This window comes from Acaryochloris marina S15, assembly GCF_018336915.1.
In the GTDB taxonomy this organism is placed as follows: domain Bacteria; phylum Cyanobacteriota; class Cyanobacteriia; order Thermosynechococcales; family Thermosynechococcaceae; genus Acaryochloris; species Acaryochloris marina_A.
This window is the reverse complement of record NZ_CP064923.1, coordinates 398,776-414,933: the sequence shown is the minus strand read 5'-3', so window position 1 is coordinate 414,933 and position 16,158 is coordinate 398,776. Positions and strand designations below refer to the sequence as shown.

The window sequence follows — 16,158 nt, the reverse complement described above, 5'->3', positions numbered from 1 at the left end:
AAATATTGAGCGTAGGTTTAGGTTAAGCCAATCTGGGTATGGACTGTGATACAAGTCAAGATATACATCAATACTTCTGTTGAGTTTTTGCTGATGACCTCACAATTCTCGTTGCCACAGATACCCCTGCCAGCCCTACCGTTGAAGGCGCTGCTTCGCAAGAGCTTACTCTTTGTCTTAGTGGGAGGGATGGTGCTGTTTAGTCTACCGGCTCCTGCCCATGCAGCGATCTGTCGGAATATTAAAGGTCGCCGCATTTGTGAAGCGTCCTTGAACCGCACCGCCAAAAATTATTGGGAATATCGGGCCATCGTCACCATTGATGGAGCCAGACAACCTCGAGAGACCTATGACTGTCGCGATCGCATTCGCATCACAGCCGATGGTACGGCCATTCCATTTACCGATGATGATCCACATCCATTAGTCTGTCGACTCTATAACAAAAGATATAAAACAAGGCGCTAAACACCTGGGTTAGGAGCCTACTCTAATATCCACGGTGTCGTACCCCAAACTCTACTGACCGAGGTGACAACTCGCGAATCATCCTAAAACGTCTGTCTTAATCCTCCCCAAAGAGAAAGGCGCATGCTCCTTTGCTTTTAAGGATGGCTAAAGATTGGGTGGTGCAAAAAATCCCTGATTGTCCAATTTTCTGCAACCATAGAGGATTGAGACCTGTGTCAGTAATATACCCATGCCTACCACCAACGATAAAGCCGTTGTCCAAGATTATTTCAATACCGTTGGTTTCGACCGTTGGCGGCGGATTTATGGCGACGGTGATGTGAATAAAGTCCAAAAAGACATTCGCGTCGGTCATCAACAAACCGTCGATACGGTTCTCTCCTGGCTAAAGGCCGATGGAGATTTATCAGGACAATCTTTTTGCGATGCGGGCTGTGGCGTGGGGAGCTTGAGCATTCCCCTCGCAGAGAAGGGTATTCAGGTCTCAGCTAGCGATATTTCAAAAAAAATGGTGGAAGAGGCCCAGACCAGAGCACAACAAACATTAGGCCAAGATCAAAACCCCAACTTCAGCGTTCAGGATTTAGAGACCTTATCTGGTAGTTATGACACGGTTATTTGTCTCGATGTATTGATTCACTATCCCGACCAAAAAGTACCGGAAATGATCAATCATTTAGCATCCTTAGCCAACTCTCGGCTCATCCTGAGCTTTGCCCCCTGGACCATTGGGTATATGTTGCTAAAGAAAATTGGCAGCTTCTTCCCAGGTCCGAGCAAAACCACTCGGGCTTATCTACACCGAGATTTTGATATTTGCGACATTTTGCGATCCCAAGGGTGGACCATCGAGCGCAAAGCTATGACTAAAACCAGCTTTTATTTCTCCCGCCTGATTGAAGCCAAGCGCCCAGAAGCATAGCAGATTCAACATGCGAGCACGGCTCGACCAAGATCTGATCATCCTCCACAACGAGGACCTACCCAAGTTTAAGAAAGGTGGGTCCGTAGTTCGCAACAGCTATTTTTGGGCGATGCGAGCAATTGCCGGCTATGCCCCTCGGCATGGAGATTGGGAATATGAAGCAGAAGTCTGGCTAGCCCTGCAGCGGGTCTTATTAGCGTTTCAAGAATCTGGCTATCTCGGATTGCGAGAAACCCAATTAGAGTTTCCACCGGACTTTTACGACATTCCCCCCTTATTGAAAAGCGTCTCCACCTGGGCCGAACCTCTGTCTTCAGATTGACTGGTTTCACCCTTTCGAATCAGCTATGGTAGACATTGCCCTGTTGACGCTACGTGATTATGCCCTACGAATCTGAGAAACAAATCGCTATCCAAGCTGTACAAGCGGCAGCCCAACTTTGCGAACAAGTTCGGCGCGAAATTGTCCCAGAAGCCATTGAGAAGAAAGATAAAAGCCCGGTAACCGTGGCTGACTTTGGCGCTCAAGCGCTCATTTGTCGGGCCCTCTCCACTGCCTTCCCCCAAGATGCCGTGGTGGGTGAAGAGGATGCTGCAGAATTGCGGACCCCTGAGATGGCCGAGCGCTTGGCCCAGGTCACCCAATATGTTCAGGCCATTGTCCCCGATGCCACTGCCGAACAAGTGACAGACTGGATTGACCATGGCAATGGTCAAGTCGCCTCGCGTTACTGGACCTTGGACCCCATTGACGGCACCAAAGGTTTTTTGCGGGGAGACCAATATGCGATCGCATTAGCCTTAATCGAAGATGGCGAAATTAAAGTGGGCGTTTTGGGCTGTCCGGCCCTCTCTTTTACAGAGGGGCAAACCGGATTAATGGGCGTTGCCGTGCGCGGAGCAGGTGCAACCCTATCTCCTTTAGCAGGTGGCACCCCTCAATCGATCCAAGTGGTCTCTGCGGAGCAATCTGACAATCTCCGCTTTGTGGAAAGCGTGGAATCCGGTCATGGCGATCAGTCTCGCCAAGCCGCCGTTGCTAAAGCTGCAGGTATCACCCAAGACTCCTTACGCATGGATAGCCAAGCCAAATATATGGCGGTTGCCGCTGGGGAAGCAGCCCTCTATTTGCGACTGCCTTCTCCGAAAACTCCTGACTATCGCGAGAAAATCTGGGATCACGCCGCAGGGGTAATTTTAGTGGAAGAAGCAGGCGGTCGAGTGACGGATATCGCCGGTAAGTCCCTCGATTTCTCCTTAGGGGCAAAACTGGTGAATAACCAAGGGGTCGTCGTCAGCAATGGCAGCATCCACGATCCGGTGCTGGCTGCTCTCTAAGCCTCAATCCAGCATTCAGGGCTTAAAGATCTCAGTTGTGACTTTCTCCAATTGTTTAAGCCCTTTGAGAGATCCTCGAATCAGACGCAGGGCGGGCAAGGGCTGGCGCAGCATTCCCATCGCTAAGGGAAACGTTTGCAGGTGCCCCTCCGGGCTAATCGCTCCATTCAAATCCGGTAAATCATGGTGGATATCATCGCTGATCACCCGCACAATGCCCAGAGAAATCTGCGTAGACTTTAAACCCGACAACAGCGCAAACCCTTCCATATCCACGACATCCGCTTGATGAGTCTGGGCTAGCTGTCGTTTTTCGGCGGTGGTATTAATGATGCGATCGCAACTCACTCCCGTGACCGGTATCACGGTCCCCGAGAACCGTTGGGATAGACTCAGGAAAATCTGTGGATCACAAGTCATTGGAACGTCCGTCGCCTGGGTACCGTCAATACAAGTCTGGCAGGTAGTCACATCACCCACTGAAAGCTGATGGGTCAAACTTCCGCCTAAGCCCATTAAGAGAGCATTAGGAGAGGTCGTCCCAAGAGACTTCTGGAGCCATTGCTGGAGAAACTGGGTTACCCCCTGGGGACCCACGGGAATGGGCACAACAGCTGTAGAGTTAACCCCTGCAGCTTTTAACCCCTTACAGACCGACCGATACTCTGCTCCTTGGGGCACAAACACAAGATCAATCTGAGATGGCATGAGAATTAGTCTCCAGCGATGGAATAAAAAAAGCCTGAACAGGCCATGCTTTCAGCCGTTCACAATTAAAAGGACAGATATAAAACTCTCACACTACTTCTGTAATTTGAGAGGTCCGTATGCTATGTTCACTCGGAGACAGGTATACATACTCATTAGGCGATGAGTGGTTCTGTCCCTAAAGACCTCTGTGGCCGTGGTGTGATTTGCATTTTGAGTTTTGGTTTAAAGCAGGAGTGAACGATTATGGTACAAATGGCCCTGGAGTCTCCCACCGATCATCGGCAAGTTGAACGCTTTTGCCAAGAGATCTTGCCACAAGTCTCTCGCACCTTTGCCTTAAGTATTCGGTTTTTACCCGGCAACTTAGGACGTGCCGTCCTCTGTGGCTACCTACTGGCTAGAATTGCTGACACCATCGAAGATGATCCCATCGCCACCATAGAATCCAAAATCAGACTCTTGGACAAATTTTTAGTCTGCTTCGATGATCCAGCCCGGGCAGATGTTTTTCCCCAAGCGGTCGGAACCCTCGAAGGGGAAGCGGCCCATCTACATCTCGTCGAAAATACCCACCTTGTTTTTGCACTGTTTCGCAGCTTACCCGCCAAATCACAACAGACCCTACAACATTGGATTACAGAAATGGTGCAGGGGATGCAAAAGTTCGTCAAACTGCATGCCCAAGGCATCCGGATTAAGACCCTGGAAGAATATCAAGAATATTGCTACTACGTCGCGGGTACCGTCGGCTATCTGCTCACAGATTTATGGTTTGAGCATTCTCCCAGCGTCGATTTTGCCACTTACCATACCCTGCGGCAGACCTGTGCAGCCTTTGGTGAAGGGCTACAAACCGTCAATATTCTCAAGGATATTGCTTGGGATGCCGAACATGAAAATTCCATCTATGTCCCCCAAGATGCTTTAGAGGCCCATGGCAGCAGTCATGCAAAACTATTGGATCCTGAGTTTCTGACCCAAAATCATGCAGCCATCAAATCTTTGGTAGAACTGGCTTGGTCCGATTTGGATAAAGCAGCCCAATATTTGATGGAGATCCCCCGGTCTGCCATCCCTATTCGACTATTCTGCATCTTGCCCCTGGTGTTTGCCTATGCAACCCTGCGGGATATCACCGGGTCAACCGCAATGCTCAAATCAGGTGGGAATATCAAAATTTCCAGAGCTGAGGTCAAGTCTTTAATCATGGTGGGTCCCTTCACGGTCTTGAGTAACTTCACCATCCGCCGACTCATTGACCAAGTCCGCCAGCAACCTTTCCTCTGGGGCAATAAGAACACCTCGTTCAAGAAAGTGGCTTAGCATCTCAGGACATTTCAGACATTGAAACACGCTTGAGTTAAGACCTATGGTTAGATCAAGCATCCGTAACCAGTAAACATTTTCTAGCTGCGATACGACCACACCTCCTATCTCCACCTCAAGATAGACCGAGAAGACTGGGGATGAGTGATAGGATAATTTGGCGATCTTTGAGAGAACACAGGCTATACAGCTGTTACAACCGTATAGCCAAACCGCATTAGGGTCGTTTCATGATCGCCATGGTCATGAAAAGGCCCACTGAACATATTTTCAAGAGAGGATGAACTGCATGGTTTACCAACTACCTGACCTGCCCTACGATTACAGCGCTTTAGAACCCCATATTTCTGCCCGAACCCTAGAATTTCACCATGACAAACACCATGCAGCTTATGTGACCAAGTGTAATGGCATGACCAAGGATACTCCGATGGATAATATGTCCATTGAGGAAGTCATCCAGTCTGCCTACAAGGATTCTGCCAAAGCTGGCCTTTTTAATAATGCGGCCCAAGCTTGGAATCACAGCTTTTATTGGAACTCTATGAAGCCCGGCGGCGGTGGTTTGCCCGGTGGCGCATTAGCGGCCCAAATTAATACCGATTTTGGCAACTACGATAACTTTAAGGCTGCTTTTAAGGAAGCTGGTGGAACTCAGTTTGGCAGCGGTTGGGCTTGGCTCGTCCTAGAAAATGGCAAGCTGAAAATCACCAAAACCCCCAATGCTGAGAATCCTTTGGTCCATGGGCAAACCCCTTTGCTCACCATGGATGTTTGGGAACATGCCTATTATCTAGATTTCCAAAACAGCCGTCCTGGCTATATTGATACCTTTCTATCTAGCTTGGTCAACTGGGACTTTGCCGCCCAGAATTTTGCTGCAGCCTAATCGAATAACTCGGTAGGCTACCTGATCTAGAGTTAAAAGAGGCGCCTTAAAGCGCCTCTTTTGATTAGCGCAATCCCACCCAAGTAAAGAAGTCTTGGCGGGTAATTAGTTCTAGTAAAAGTAGAGCCATAAACCCCACCATGGCAAAGCGGCCATTAATTCGCTCTGCATAACCTGTCCACCCAAACCCAGGTTCAGGGGCGGTCTCTAGCTCTGTTGAGGGGGCTTGATCCGGCTCCGGGACGTTTGAAGAACTCATAAACAAAGCAGAAAAGGACTTCAGGATCTTAACGGAATTTTCTTGCGATCGCACCGCGGATACCTTGGCAATCTGCTTTATTTTCCAAACTTCTGTTCCGACTCATTGTGATCGGCTGAATCATTCTGAGACTGAGCTACCTTAGATTGCCGCTTCTTAACCGCATCAATCAGCCCTCTCACTTCAGCCGTCCCAGTTGAAGCATCAAACTTAATCGGCAGTTTTTGACGCCGGAGCATCTGTCCAGCTAAAGGTACAAGGCTGAAAAGACCTGGAAGATCCTTAAAGTTATTGCCCACCACTTTTAGCCCAAATTTCCGCTCATCGATCCAGCCCCCTTCTTGGACTAAATCCACTAAGACACGCCGATGGCGAAGGGGACGACTATCAGGAAGCGTCGGGTTAGCCAGCACCTGAGATTTGATTTTACTAATCTGATCAAGGGGGGCAACTCCCATAGGGCAAACCGTATTGCAATTGAAACAACGGGTACAGCCCCAGACCCCTTGGATATCCTGATTATATTGTTCCAGGCGCTGCTCCGTCGCTTGATCACGAGTATCAGCTAACAATCGATGGGCTTTCGCCAAAGCATGGGGACCCACAAAAGAAGCATTAGCTGGGAGCGCATTACAGTCGGAATAACAGGCCCCACATAAAATGCAATTACCCATTTGATCGAGTTTGCTGCGATCTTCTGGAGACTGGAGAAACTCCCGTTCCGGCACTTGTCGACTCGCAGAACTCACATAAGGTTCAACCTGTTCCAGATTTTGCCAAAACTGATCCATGTCTACGACTAAGTCTTTAATGACTGGCATATTCTCCATGGGAGCAATTTCAATCACAGGAATTGAATCTGAATTCTCAAGGTCTGAGTCCGCTGGGTTCTGTTCACTTGCGACTGAATGAGAATGGGCTAATTCTGCTTTCACATTCTGTTGACAAGCCAATGCCGCTCGATGATTAATCCGCATACTGCAGCTACCACAAATGGTATTTCGACAGTTTTTTCGAAAAGCAAGAGACCCATCCTGCTGCCATTTAATCAAATTCAAACAGTCCAGAATGGTGGTACTCGGGTCTACGTCTAACTGATAGGTCTGGACTTTGACTTCACCTTGTCGCTGTTGACGAATTATTTTGAACAGAACTTGCATGATTTCATGCCTAAGAACTTTGAGTGATTATCAATTTTTCTGTTATATTTGTCGAGTTTTTTGAAAAGTCTAAAGAAAGATTGCCTTTAGTAAAGGTATACGGACATCCCTACAGGCATATTATTATTACGATCAATGTATCACAGGTAAATAATCTCTATGGAAGTCTCCATATTATTGTTCTACCTTTGTACAAGTTCGAAGAAGTTTAGTATGTCTTAGAGAGACACCGACTTTCTCTAACCTAAAAATTAGGTTTGGCAAAACCTTTTGCTAAATAAGAGCAGCAAAATCTTTCCTCTCTAGATGGAAGACGATATATCATCGACCTATCTTTCATCGATAAAAATTAGTTGCTAATTAAAAAGAAACCGTTAGAATAATATTTAGAAAGCAATTCGTTTTCTTTTTGCTACAATTGCAATAGTTTAAATAAGGTCTAGTTGTTGGAATTTATCATCCAGCTTTAAAGATCTACCCCCAAGCAGAAACGCTTCTGTTTCTCTACACGTTGATTGCAAGGATATTTTTGTAGATGGCAACCGATACCGAAACGACGCCTTTGACTGGCAAAGCACTCTTGCAAAAAGTTAAAGAACTTCAGCACTTGTCTCGCCGTGAAAAGGCTAAACGATGCGGATATTATTCGATTACAAAGAATAAGCAAACCCGCGTTAATCTCGGCGAATTTCTCAATGCCGTTATTGAAGCAAGAGGGATTGATCTCAATCCTGATGGCTCCAAAGATGGGCGGGGACGGGAACCGACATATCGGGTCAGTGTGCATAAGAATGGCCAAATTGTAATTGGCTCTACCTATACTCAAGCAATGGGATTAAAACCAGGCGATGAGTTTTCAATTAAGTTGGGATATAAGCATATTCATCTTATTCAAGTCGATGAAGATGAAGACATATAAGGCCCGCTACTAAGTCTTAGGGTTTGCTTCTGTTCTCTTTTACCTAAAATTTGGCATAAACAGCAGATTAATTCAGAGTCTCATGCATTGCTCATAAATGCGTTATTTAACAGGAGCTCTATCTAAACTCTAGTTAGGGTTTCTGCTGGCTCTGATCAACATGACTGGGTTTAATGGGGTTAATCGAGTCATTGATGCAATAGGGACAGAACGTGATAGCTGAATTTGCAGATGTTCTACTACCCAATGAGACGTATCAAACCACTTGCTAGCAGTATAAAAATTTTCTAAGGTCGCCAAACTCAAAACGATCACACCTGATGGGTCAAGTCTCGTTTGGCAGTAATTCAAGATCTCCTGAAGATGCCCTCCACTTCCTCCAATAAATATTCGGTGAGGGTCAGGCAAATTATTTAATACAGCGGGTGCTTCACCCAAAACGATATGAACATTGTTCACCTGAAAATATTGGCAATTTTGGTGGATAAGCTGGGTTCCTAAAGCTGTTTTTTCAACGGCATAAACTTGGGATCTTGGAACCATTCGAGCGGCTTCTATCGCAACTGAGCCTGTGCCCGATCCAATATCCCAAATTATTTGATGTTCTTGCAGCTGTAATTCCGCCAATGTCAGAACTCGAATTTCTCGCTTGGTCATTAACCCAGGTCGATCTACAAAGCTATAAAAAGCCTGATCAGGAAGTCCAAGGATGGGTAAAGAGGCTAGATCAGATATATCCTGCTTTTCTCGGTTATGGCGTAGTAAAACGACCACATTTAGGGCTGAGAATTGTAGATTGATCAGGTTCTGGGGTTCAAATTTTTGAATGCATTCGTCTGCACCTTCTAGATTTTCACACACCCAAAATTCATAGTAGATAGGTAGGTTTAAACCCAGGAATAATTTTGCGATCGCAGCAGGCGTATTATTATGATCCGTCAACACCGCAATTTTATTCACTCCCTTTTGCCAGGCTGTGACCAGCGGAGCCAGGGAACGCCCATGCACACTAATCACTTCAGCATCTTGCCACGGCACCTTGAGACGGTTAAAGGCAATTTGGACAGAGCTGAGATAAGGATGAAAACACAATAAATCAGCCGCAAAGGTTTGCAGCAACAGACGGCCAAACCCAAAAAAGAGCGGATCTCCAGACGTTAGCACCACCACAAGTGGGTTTAGAGCCTGATCTAAATGCTGTTGAATGGCCTCCAACCCTTGAGCAAAGTTAGTAAGAGCAATGCGTTTCCCGGGGTGCAACGGAAAGTAGTGGAGATGTCGTTCACTGCCGACTAGAACAGTGGCTTGATCAATCAAAGTATGCAGATGGGGTTGCAACCCTTGTCCACCAGCCAGCCCAATCCCAATAACGTGAATGGGAGTCATCAGAGGGTATTCCTTTGTTGCCATGCCAGGGTTAACAGTGCATTCGTAATTGCCGCGGCAACAGGCGATCCCCCTTTTCGACCTTCCGTCCGAATATGAGGAATCCCAGACTGAGCTAATGTTGATTTGGCTTCAATCACACCAATAAAACCCACCGGTACACCAATAATCAGAGGTGGCAGTTCCGATGCGGTAGCAAGCTGTTGGCAGAGGGCCAATAAGGCCGTTGGCGCATTGCCAATCACATAAATAGCCTGGGGATGAGCTTGCAGACATTGCAGCATGCCAGTTTCTGTCCGAGTTTGTCCCAAAGGAGGAGATTGGCAGGCATCTACTGCAGTGACAATCGGATTTTGAAAGGTTTGTTGAACGACCGTTTGAATCCCAATGGAAACCATATTCACATCGGTGACAATGGGGGTGCCGGAGGCTAATGCCGCGATGGCAACTGCAACCACATCGGGGCTAAACCGCAACAGCTCTCGAAACTCAAAATCCGCTGTACTGTGAATGACACGGCGCAAGACAGCATATTGCTCATCAGAAAAATTATGGGGGCCAATTTCCCGATCGATTGTGGCAAAGCTCTGCTGCAAAATCGGATGAAGGATAAGCGTCATGTCACAACGACATCAAAGACTAACACCTTACTCTACTGCCATTCCTCCGCCATTCTTCACTCGTCCACCTGCAAAGATTGTTAGGGATACTCCAGTCAGCCGCTGCCCCATATGCCTGCCTGCACCCCAGAAAAGGGCATCCTAACCCATGGACAGGATCGCTTTGTCCCTCCACACTATTCATAATGTTGGTAGTCACTCCACATTGCTATGCCAGTTTATTTATTTTGGGGAGAAGATACTTATCGCTTGTCCAAAGCGGTTCAAGACCTGCATCAAGCGGTCTTAGATCCCGATTGGCAAAGTTTCAACCTGGATAAAATAGATGTTTCTTCTGGATCCGATAGCACCGCATCCGTGATGCAAGGCCTGAATCAAGCGATGACGCCTCCATTTGGTTTAGGACAACGTCTCGTCTGGTTAACCAACCCTTTGGTGGGGGCAACAGCCGATCTACTCCCCGAATTTGAACGCACCCTCCCCGCTCTTCCTTCCACCTCCCACTTGTTATTGACTCAAACCACTAAACCCGACGGTCGCAGCAAGTTGACGAAATTATTACAAAAACAGGCTCAAGTCACTGAGTTTGCCCTGATTCCTCCTTGGAAAACGGCTCAGATTTTGCAAATGGTCAAACGGGCAGTCCATGATTTGGATGTGCCGTTAACCCAAGCTGCTGGAGAACAACTCGCCGAGGCAGTAGGCAATGATACCCGTCGTCTCTACGGAGAGCTAGAGAAATTAAAGCTGTATTCATTATCCTCGTCTGCCCAAAATAAACGGATCGGTTTAGAGATCGTTCAGCATTTGGTCTCTTCCACCACTCAGAACAGTTTGCAGTTAGCTGAAACCATTCGCCAAGGACAAACAGATCAGGCATTGGGATTAGTGGCTGAGCTCCTAAATCTGAATGAACCAGGTTTGAAAATTGTAGCAACCCTGACACGGCAATTTCGGACTTGGTTATGGGTCAAACTGATGGTGGTCTCAGGAGAGCAGGATGAACGGATCATTGCTCGATCCGCTGAAGTCGGTAATCCCAAACGAATCTATTTTCTCAAGCAAGCCGTCCAAACCGTGACATGTCAGCAACTTCGTCACTCTCTATCCTATCTCCTAGATTTGGAAGTTGCCCTAAAGCAAGGTGAAGAAACCCGCTCAACTTTAATCACAACCGTCGTGAAAATGAGTCAAATTTGCCAATCGACTCCAGTTGTGCCTGAAGACCGTCAGGGTCAGAGGAATCGGAACCTTTGAGATTACTTCTATCGATCCGTAATTCAACGAACGCTGGAACTTCCCCAGAAAAAATGATTCAAGATAGTTATACCGATACTACTCCAAGTTTGTTGGGATTATTAGGGTTCATGTCAACATTTACACGGCAAACATACATGTTCAAACCTCTTATCAACACCCGTTTGGGGTGGGTGTTGCTTTTAGCATCTTGCAGTTGGTTGAGTGGTTTGGCACCCGGTCTCTCAGGGAATCTATCGACCTTCACATGGTCATCTAATGCGGCTGCCCAAAGTCAGCCCAAATACGAGAAGCTATTAGGGAAATATGCAGAGGCTATTTTACAAATGGAACCTCTGCGGTTGCAATCTTACCAACAAGTGCAACAACTCATGGGCGGGGCTCTGCCCAAAAACATTTGTAAGCAATCTGATTTAGTGGCACCGGTCAACAATATTTGCGATCGCTTTTTCAACGAATCTGCAGAAATTATCCGTAGCCATGGTCTATCTTTGACAGACTTCAATGCCATTACAGAAGAAGTCCGTAAGAATAAGTCCCTCAAAAATCAACTGGATGACGAGCTCATCCGCCGCAAAGAAAATTAATTGACTTCAGTCTTCACTATCAATCGATCCCAGCCTTGATCTTGCCTCGGTCTCGGAAGGTGGAATAATAGCAACACATGTTGGTTGAAGGTAAAGGGTAATCTCGCAGTTGGCTAAATTTTCTCAGACACCTTGGGGACGGTTCGTATCCTTAGTTGCGATCGCATTCCTCACTGGCTTCACTATCGTGGCTTGCCAAGTCGGCAGTGGCGACCAAGCCACCGATAATGTCATTCGGGTGGGGTCTAAAGACTTTACAGAGCAGTTCATTTTAGGTGAACTCTATGCCCAACTGCTGGAGGACCAGGACTTAGCGGTAGAGCGAAAATTCAACTTAGGAGGTGCCCCCATTGCCCAAGCAGGATTGATCAAGGGCGATATTGACCTCTATCCGGAGTATACGGGCACAGCCTTATTGACCATCTTAAAAGAACCCAGTAACACCAACCCCAAACAGGTTTTTGATACAGTTGCTAAAGCCTATGAAAAAGACTTCAACTTAGTGTGGCTCAATCCGGCTCCGATGAACAACACTCAGGCTTTGGTGGTGACCGCCGCAACCGCAAAAAAGTATCAACTAGAAACCATTTCTGACTTTGCCAAGCAAGCGAAGAAGCTGCGAATGATTGGCCCACCGGAATTTGAAGCTCGGGCAGACGGACTACCAGGACTCCAAGCCACTTACGGAGCCTTCAAACTCAAAGACTATATCGCCACAGATCCAGGCTTACGCTATCAGACATTGCAGTCTGGTCAGGCAGACATTGCCGTTGGTTTTGGCACCGATGGAGAGATTGACGCCCTAGGCTTAGTGGTTTTAAAGGATGATCGGGATTTGTTTCCCCCTTATCAAGTGGCACCTGTCGTCCGGCAACCGGTCTTAAAAGCCTATGCTAAAGTCAAAGGTACCCTCAACGCCCTCGCCCCCAAGTTAACGGACGAAACCATGCGCCGTCTAAACTATGAGGTCAGTGGCAACCGCCAAGAGCCCCGAGCAGTGGCCCAACAGTTCCTCCAAGAAACAGGACTCATCTCTCCTGCCTAAGCTGGTTTAGGCCCTGTGTTAGACATGGACATTTCTCTTCACAACCCAGCATCAGATCAGGGCAAGCTTGTCTCTTTCCCCCTCACAGAAACTGCCCAACCCGATCGGTCGCAACTTGACAATATTAAAGCCCAGTTGGATCTGGTACTGCTAGCCCTAGAAGCATTAGTGGGTATTGGTTCTGAAGCTGTTCTTCAAGCTGCTGCCGATCTCAATCTCCAGGATGTCGTCAGCGATCGCGTATCCCTGTGGCGCCTGAGACAATCGAATCCGCTTCGCCGAGGCACGGGCGGACGCAAAAAACTGGATATAGAAGAAGCCCGGTCCCTCGTAATGATCAGCTGCCACCTCGCCCACCAACATCAAAGCCTAATTCGAGAAGCCGTGGAATTACTAGAGTCTGTTGCAGAAACGGAGCAACCCTTTCATCAAGTCGCTTTATTGGGAGATTACTTAGATAACTTCACCAACACCTATCAAGACCGGATGACGGAAGATACCTTATCCATCGATGCCCTAACAGATCTAGGCTTAAAGTTACTAATAGATTTGTTATTCTATAGCAACAACCAAGGTCCACGACGGTTGTGGATGGCCCTGCTCGATCGGGCAAATCATATAGAAGGATAAACTCTACAGTTGCTTTCTATCAATCAACCCAGATTGGCCACCCGTGTTTACGCAAAGCGATGCCTTCTATCTCTCGGCAATATCACCCTCAAAGTTGCAGCTTAGAAATTACGGCTCAAACCTCACCCCTGTCTCGGTGGGCAAAACGGCCGATCTTGAAATCTGTCAATTTCTTGCTGAGTTTTCGAGGGCTCTCTGGACAAAATCATGAGCCCTTAGAAGTTAGGGGCAACCATGAACAGCTACAACTCCTCTCGGAAACCGTGACTCATTATGTCCAGAATAGGCTTGGACAGTCCTTAGCCACATCTCCTGCCCATATTACTGGACCAGAGCCAGAGGCTGAGACTCAATCCAACACTGCCTCGCAACTCTCTTTATATCCTCGCAGCTTGGTCACCCACGATCTGGTTCTAGGACCACTTGCAACCAATGCGAACCATCAAACGATTTCCCTGAAAGCCTCACAACTGTTTGATTTAGTCTCTGCCTTAGATGACTGTACAGCCGAATTAGAAGTCCTCCCTGCCTCAGCACCTAGTCAACGACCTGCCATACCCGTATGGGCAAGCAGTGCAGCCGTTATCGTTTTAATGTTGGGAGTCTCTACTGCGACTTTACAACTGACCCAGCAGCAGCCCGAATCCAAACGAGATTGGGTGACTGCATCAGACAAACCAGACGACAATAGCCCCACAAAATCTGCGGATAAAGCTGAGGGGATTGCCGCTATTCCCAAGGACAGCACGACGGAAACATCCCAACCCCCACCTATTGTTCCGTCACCACCGTCTAGCATTCCTTTACCGGAGACCTCCCCTTCTACAGGTGTAGACCCAAGTAACCTTGAAAGTCCAGCACAACGACCACAACCTTCGCCTTCTATCATCGCCAGTGCACCTCGACCAAGGCCCTTTTCTCCACCTACCCCTGCAAAACCCAAAGCACTCAATCCACCACCCATATCTACCCAAAAAAAGCAGTTACCTAATCAGTCTCCACCGCCCCAGCAAGAAGTCTTAGGTGATCAAAAGACGAATAAACGGTTACAAGAATCAGTAGCGGTCTCCCCAGCCGATTCAAAATCTGTGCGGCCTCAGGCCAAGCTCTCTGTTCCTCCTCCTGCTTCAGCACCAGCCCCTGCAGCCGAACCAGAACCCGCAAGCACCGCTGATACAATCGCTGCAGGATCAGATTTACATCAAGCTGACAATCTCAATGGCAACCGTCGAGCACCGGATCGTGCCCTCAATCGCTTAGGTCGGCAAGCTCCCACAAATGCTGAAGCTGCATACATTCCCCCTACATCGGTTCCTGCCCAAAATATTCGCCAATATTTCAAGCAGCGTTGGCAAGTTCCCTCAGGCTTAACGCAGCCCTTGCGATATCAGCTCACCTTGAATACCAATGGCTCTCTCAAACAAGTGACCCCCTTAGACAACATCGCCACTCAATATTTAGACAAAGTTCCTTTACCTAGGGTGAACCAGCCATTTATTGCTCCCCTAAAGCCGTCCCAATCACTCCAAGTTGAGCTGATCCTCAAGCCCGATGGCACGATGCAAATATTGGAGGGTATGGCTAACAACAAAGCCCCCTAATACGGATCAATATGGCCTTCTTATCCCCTTCTGAACGTCACTATCCCGTCAGTGTAGCGCCCATGATGGACCGCACCGATCGGCATTTTCGCTACTTTATGCGACAAATCACCCAACGGACCTTACTTTATACAGAGATGGTGACGAGTGCCGCGATTTTAAATGGCGATCGCCATCATTTACTCGATTTTTCTCCCATTGAAAAACCCTTGGTCTTGCAAGTGGGCGGAGATAACCCCCAAGATTTAGCTGAATGTGCACGTATTGCAACAGACTGGGGATATGACGAAATCAATTTAAACGTAGGCTGTCCAAGTAGCCGAGTCCAAAATGGCCATTTTGGAGCTTGTTTGATGGCCCAGCCCGAGAAGGTTGCAGCCTGCCTGGAAGCCATGATGCAGGCCACCCACCTACCCGTATCCGTAAAGCATCGAATTGGTATTGATGATTGCGATCGCTACAAAGATATGGTCCACTTTGTCCAGACTGTGACTGCATCAGGCTGTCAAATTTTCAGCGTTCATGCTCGCAAAGCTTGGCTACAAGGTTTAAGTCCCAAGGAAAACCGAGATATTCCACCTCTACGCTACGAAGATGTTTATCGATTAAAACAAGAACTTTCCCATCTCTGGATTGAAATCAACGGCGGGTTTACCCAGTTAGTTCAGGTGCAAAATCAATTACCCAAAGTAGACGCAGTCATGATTGGTCGAGCTGCCTATGATAATCCCTACCTCTTTGCTACGGTTGATAGCGACTTTTACTACGAAAAGATTGCTGCTCCTTCTAGGCTAAAAGTTGCACAAGCCATGATGAACTACCTAGAGGAATGGAAGACGAAAGGGTTATTGAAACCCCACTCCATTACCCGCCATATGCTGCAATTGTTTTCAGGTCAACCTGGTAGCCGAGCTTGGAAGCGGCTATTGACTGAGCAAGGGTGTCGTCCGGATGCAGGCCCAGAAATCATCTATCAGGCATTAGACAAAGTTTTGACTATGCCAGGATTGACCTAGTAAATCACACTCTTAGCT

Annotated in this window: 18 protein-coding genes; 13 read left to right on the top strand and 5 right to left on the bottom strand. The window is 47.6% G+C overall.

What is annotated here, in order from left to right:
- Window positions 1–93: 93 nt before the first annotated feature.
- The 4 genes from I1H34_RS02620 to I1H34_RS02605 all read left to right on the top strand — a co-directional run bounded on the left by I1H34_RS02620 (window position 94) and on the right by I1H34_RS02605 (window position 2,734).
- Window positions 94–468 (top strand): hypothetical protein, encoded by a 375-nt coding sequence (locus I1H34_RS02620; protein WP_235107093.1) that lies wholly within the window; start codon window positions 94–96, stop codon window positions 466–468.
- 232 nt (window positions 469–700) lie between these two features.
- Window positions 701–1,393 carry a magnesium protoporphyrin IX methyltransferase gene (bchM, locus tag I1H34_RS02615; protein WP_212664217.1) on the top strand — a complete coding sequence of 231 codons (693 nt, stop codon included), beginning with the start codon at window positions 701–703 and terminating at the stop codon, window positions 1,391–1,393.
- Between the two features lie 10 nt (window positions 1,394–1,403).
- Window positions 1,404–1,718, top strand: a complete 315-nt coding sequence (locus tag I1H34_RS02610) for a hypothetical protein (protein ID WP_212664216.1) — start codon at window positions 1,404–1,406, stop codon at window positions 1,716–1,718.
- Between the two features lie 59 nt (window positions 1,719–1,777).
- The gene (locus I1H34_RS02605) at window positions 1,778–2,734 is read left to right on the top strand and encodes a 3'(2'),5'-bisphosphate nucleotidase (RefSeq protein WP_212664215.1); all 957 of its coding nucleotides are present in this window, start codon (window positions 1,778–1,780) and stop codon (window positions 2,732–2,734) included.
- Window positions 2,735–2,749: 15 nt separating this feature from the next.
- On the opposite strand, the gene I1H34_RS02600 is transcribed toward I1H34_RS02605, so the two are convergent.
- Window positions 2,750–3,442: a phosphorylase family protein gene (locus tag I1H34_RS02600; protein WP_212664214.1), complete on the bottom strand. Its 693-nt coding sequence runs from the start codon at window positions 3,440–3,442 to the stop codon at window positions 2,750–2,752.
- Window positions 3,443–3,688: 246 nt separating this feature from the next.
- Between I1H34_RS02600 and I1H34_RS02595 the strand changes: the two genes are divergently transcribed.
- The gene (locus I1H34_RS02595) at window positions 3,689–4,768 is read left to right on the top strand and encodes a phytoene/squalene synthase family protein (RefSeq protein ID WP_212664213.1); all 1,080 of its coding nucleotides are present in this window, start codon (window positions 3,689–3,691) and stop codon (window positions 4,766–4,768) included.
- Between the two features lie 292 nt (window positions 4,769–5,060).
- Window positions 5,061–5,660: a superoxide dismutase gene (locus I1H34_RS02590; protein ID WP_212664212.1), complete on the top strand. Its 600-nt coding sequence runs from the start codon at window positions 5,061–5,063 to the stop codon at window positions 5,658–5,660.
- Between the two features lie 64 nt (window positions 5,661–5,724).
- Here I1H34_RS02590 and I1H34_RS02585 read toward each other — a convergent pair whose 3' ends face one another.
- On the bottom strand, window positions 5,725–5,919 hold the full coding sequence (locus tag I1H34_RS02585; protein ID WP_212664211.1) for a chlorophyll a/b-binding protein: 195 nt from the start codon (window positions 5,917–5,919) through the stop codon (window positions 5,725–5,727).
- A 77-nt stretch (window positions 5,920–5,996) separates the two neighbouring features.
- Window positions 5,997–7,079 carry a succinate dehydrogenase/fumarate reductase iron-sulfur subunit gene (locus I1H34_RS02580; protein ID WP_212664210.1) on the bottom strand — a complete coding sequence of 361 codons (1,083 nt, stop codon included), beginning with the start codon at window positions 7,077–7,079 and terminating at the stop codon, window positions 5,997–5,999.
- Window positions 7,080–7,614: 535 nt separating this feature from the next.
- Here I1H34_RS02580 and I1H34_RS02575 point away from each other — a divergent pair.
- A complete protein-coding gene (locus I1H34_RS02575; RefSeq protein ID WP_212664209.1) occupies window positions 7,615–7,998 on the top strand; it encodes an AbrB family transcriptional regulator in 384 nt (127 codons plus the stop codon).
- A 129-nt stretch (window positions 7,999–8,127) separates the two neighbouring features.
- Here the strand turns inward: I1H34_RS02575 and cbiE are convergent, their stop codons facing one another.
- Together cbiE and I1H34_RS02565 are read right to left on the bottom strand one after the other, a co-directional pair.
- Window positions 8,128–9,384, bottom strand: coding sequence for a precorrin-6y C5,15-methyltransferase (decarboxylating) subunit CbiE (gene cbiE, locus I1H34_RS02570; RefSeq protein WP_212664208.1), 1,257 nt, complete (start codon window positions 9,382–9,384; stop codon window positions 8,128–8,130).
- Entirely contained in the window at window positions 9,384–10,004 is a 621-nt protein-coding gene (locus I1H34_RS02565) for a cobalt-precorrin-8X methylmutase (protein ID WP_212664207.1), read from the bottom strand. Before I1H34_RS02565 ends, cbiE begins: the two co-directional genes overlap by 1 nt.
- Window positions 10,005–10,214: 210 nt before the next feature.
- On the opposite strand from I1H34_RS02565, the gene holA reads away from it, so the two are divergent.
- The 6 genes from holA to dusA all read left to right on the top strand — a co-directional run bounded on the left by holA (window position 10,215) and on the right by dusA (window position 16,140).
- On the top strand, window positions 10,215–11,261 hold the full coding sequence (gene holA, locus I1H34_RS02560) for a DNA polymerase III subunit delta (RefSeq protein ID WP_212664206.1): 1,047 nt from the start codon (window positions 10,215–10,217) through the stop codon (window positions 11,259–11,261).
- A gap of 137 nt (window positions 11,262–11,398) precedes the next feature.
- Window positions 11,399–11,848, top strand: a complete 450-nt coding sequence (locus I1H34_RS02555; protein ID WP_212664205.1) for a DUF4168 domain-containing protein — start codon at window positions 11,399–11,401, stop codon at window positions 11,846–11,848.
- 109 nt (window positions 11,849–11,957) lie between these two features.
- A complete protein-coding gene (locus tag I1H34_RS02550; protein ID WP_212664204.1) occupies window positions 11,958–12,893 on the top strand; it encodes a glycine betaine ABC transporter substrate-binding protein in 936 nt (311 codons plus the stop codon).
- A gap of 24 nt (window positions 12,894–12,917) precedes the next feature.
- A complete protein-coding gene (locus I1H34_RS02545; protein ID WP_212664203.1) occupies window positions 12,918–13,523 on the top strand; it encodes a DUF3038 domain-containing protein in 606 nt (201 codons plus the stop codon).
- A gap of 59 nt (window positions 13,524–13,582) precedes the next feature.
- Window positions 13,583–15,124, top strand: a complete 1,542-nt coding sequence (locus tag I1H34_RS02540; RefSeq protein ID WP_212664202.1) for a DUF4335 domain-containing protein — start codon at window positions 13,583–13,585, stop codon at window positions 15,122–15,124.
- A gap of 11 nt (window positions 15,125–15,135) precedes the next feature.
- Window positions 15,136–16,140: a tRNA dihydrouridine(20/20a) synthase DusA gene (gene dusA / locus I1H34_RS02535; RefSeq protein WP_212664201.1), complete on the top strand. Its 1,005-nt coding sequence runs from the start codon at window positions 15,136–15,138 to the stop codon at window positions 16,138–16,140.
- Window positions 16,141–16,158 lie beyond the last annotated feature (18 nt).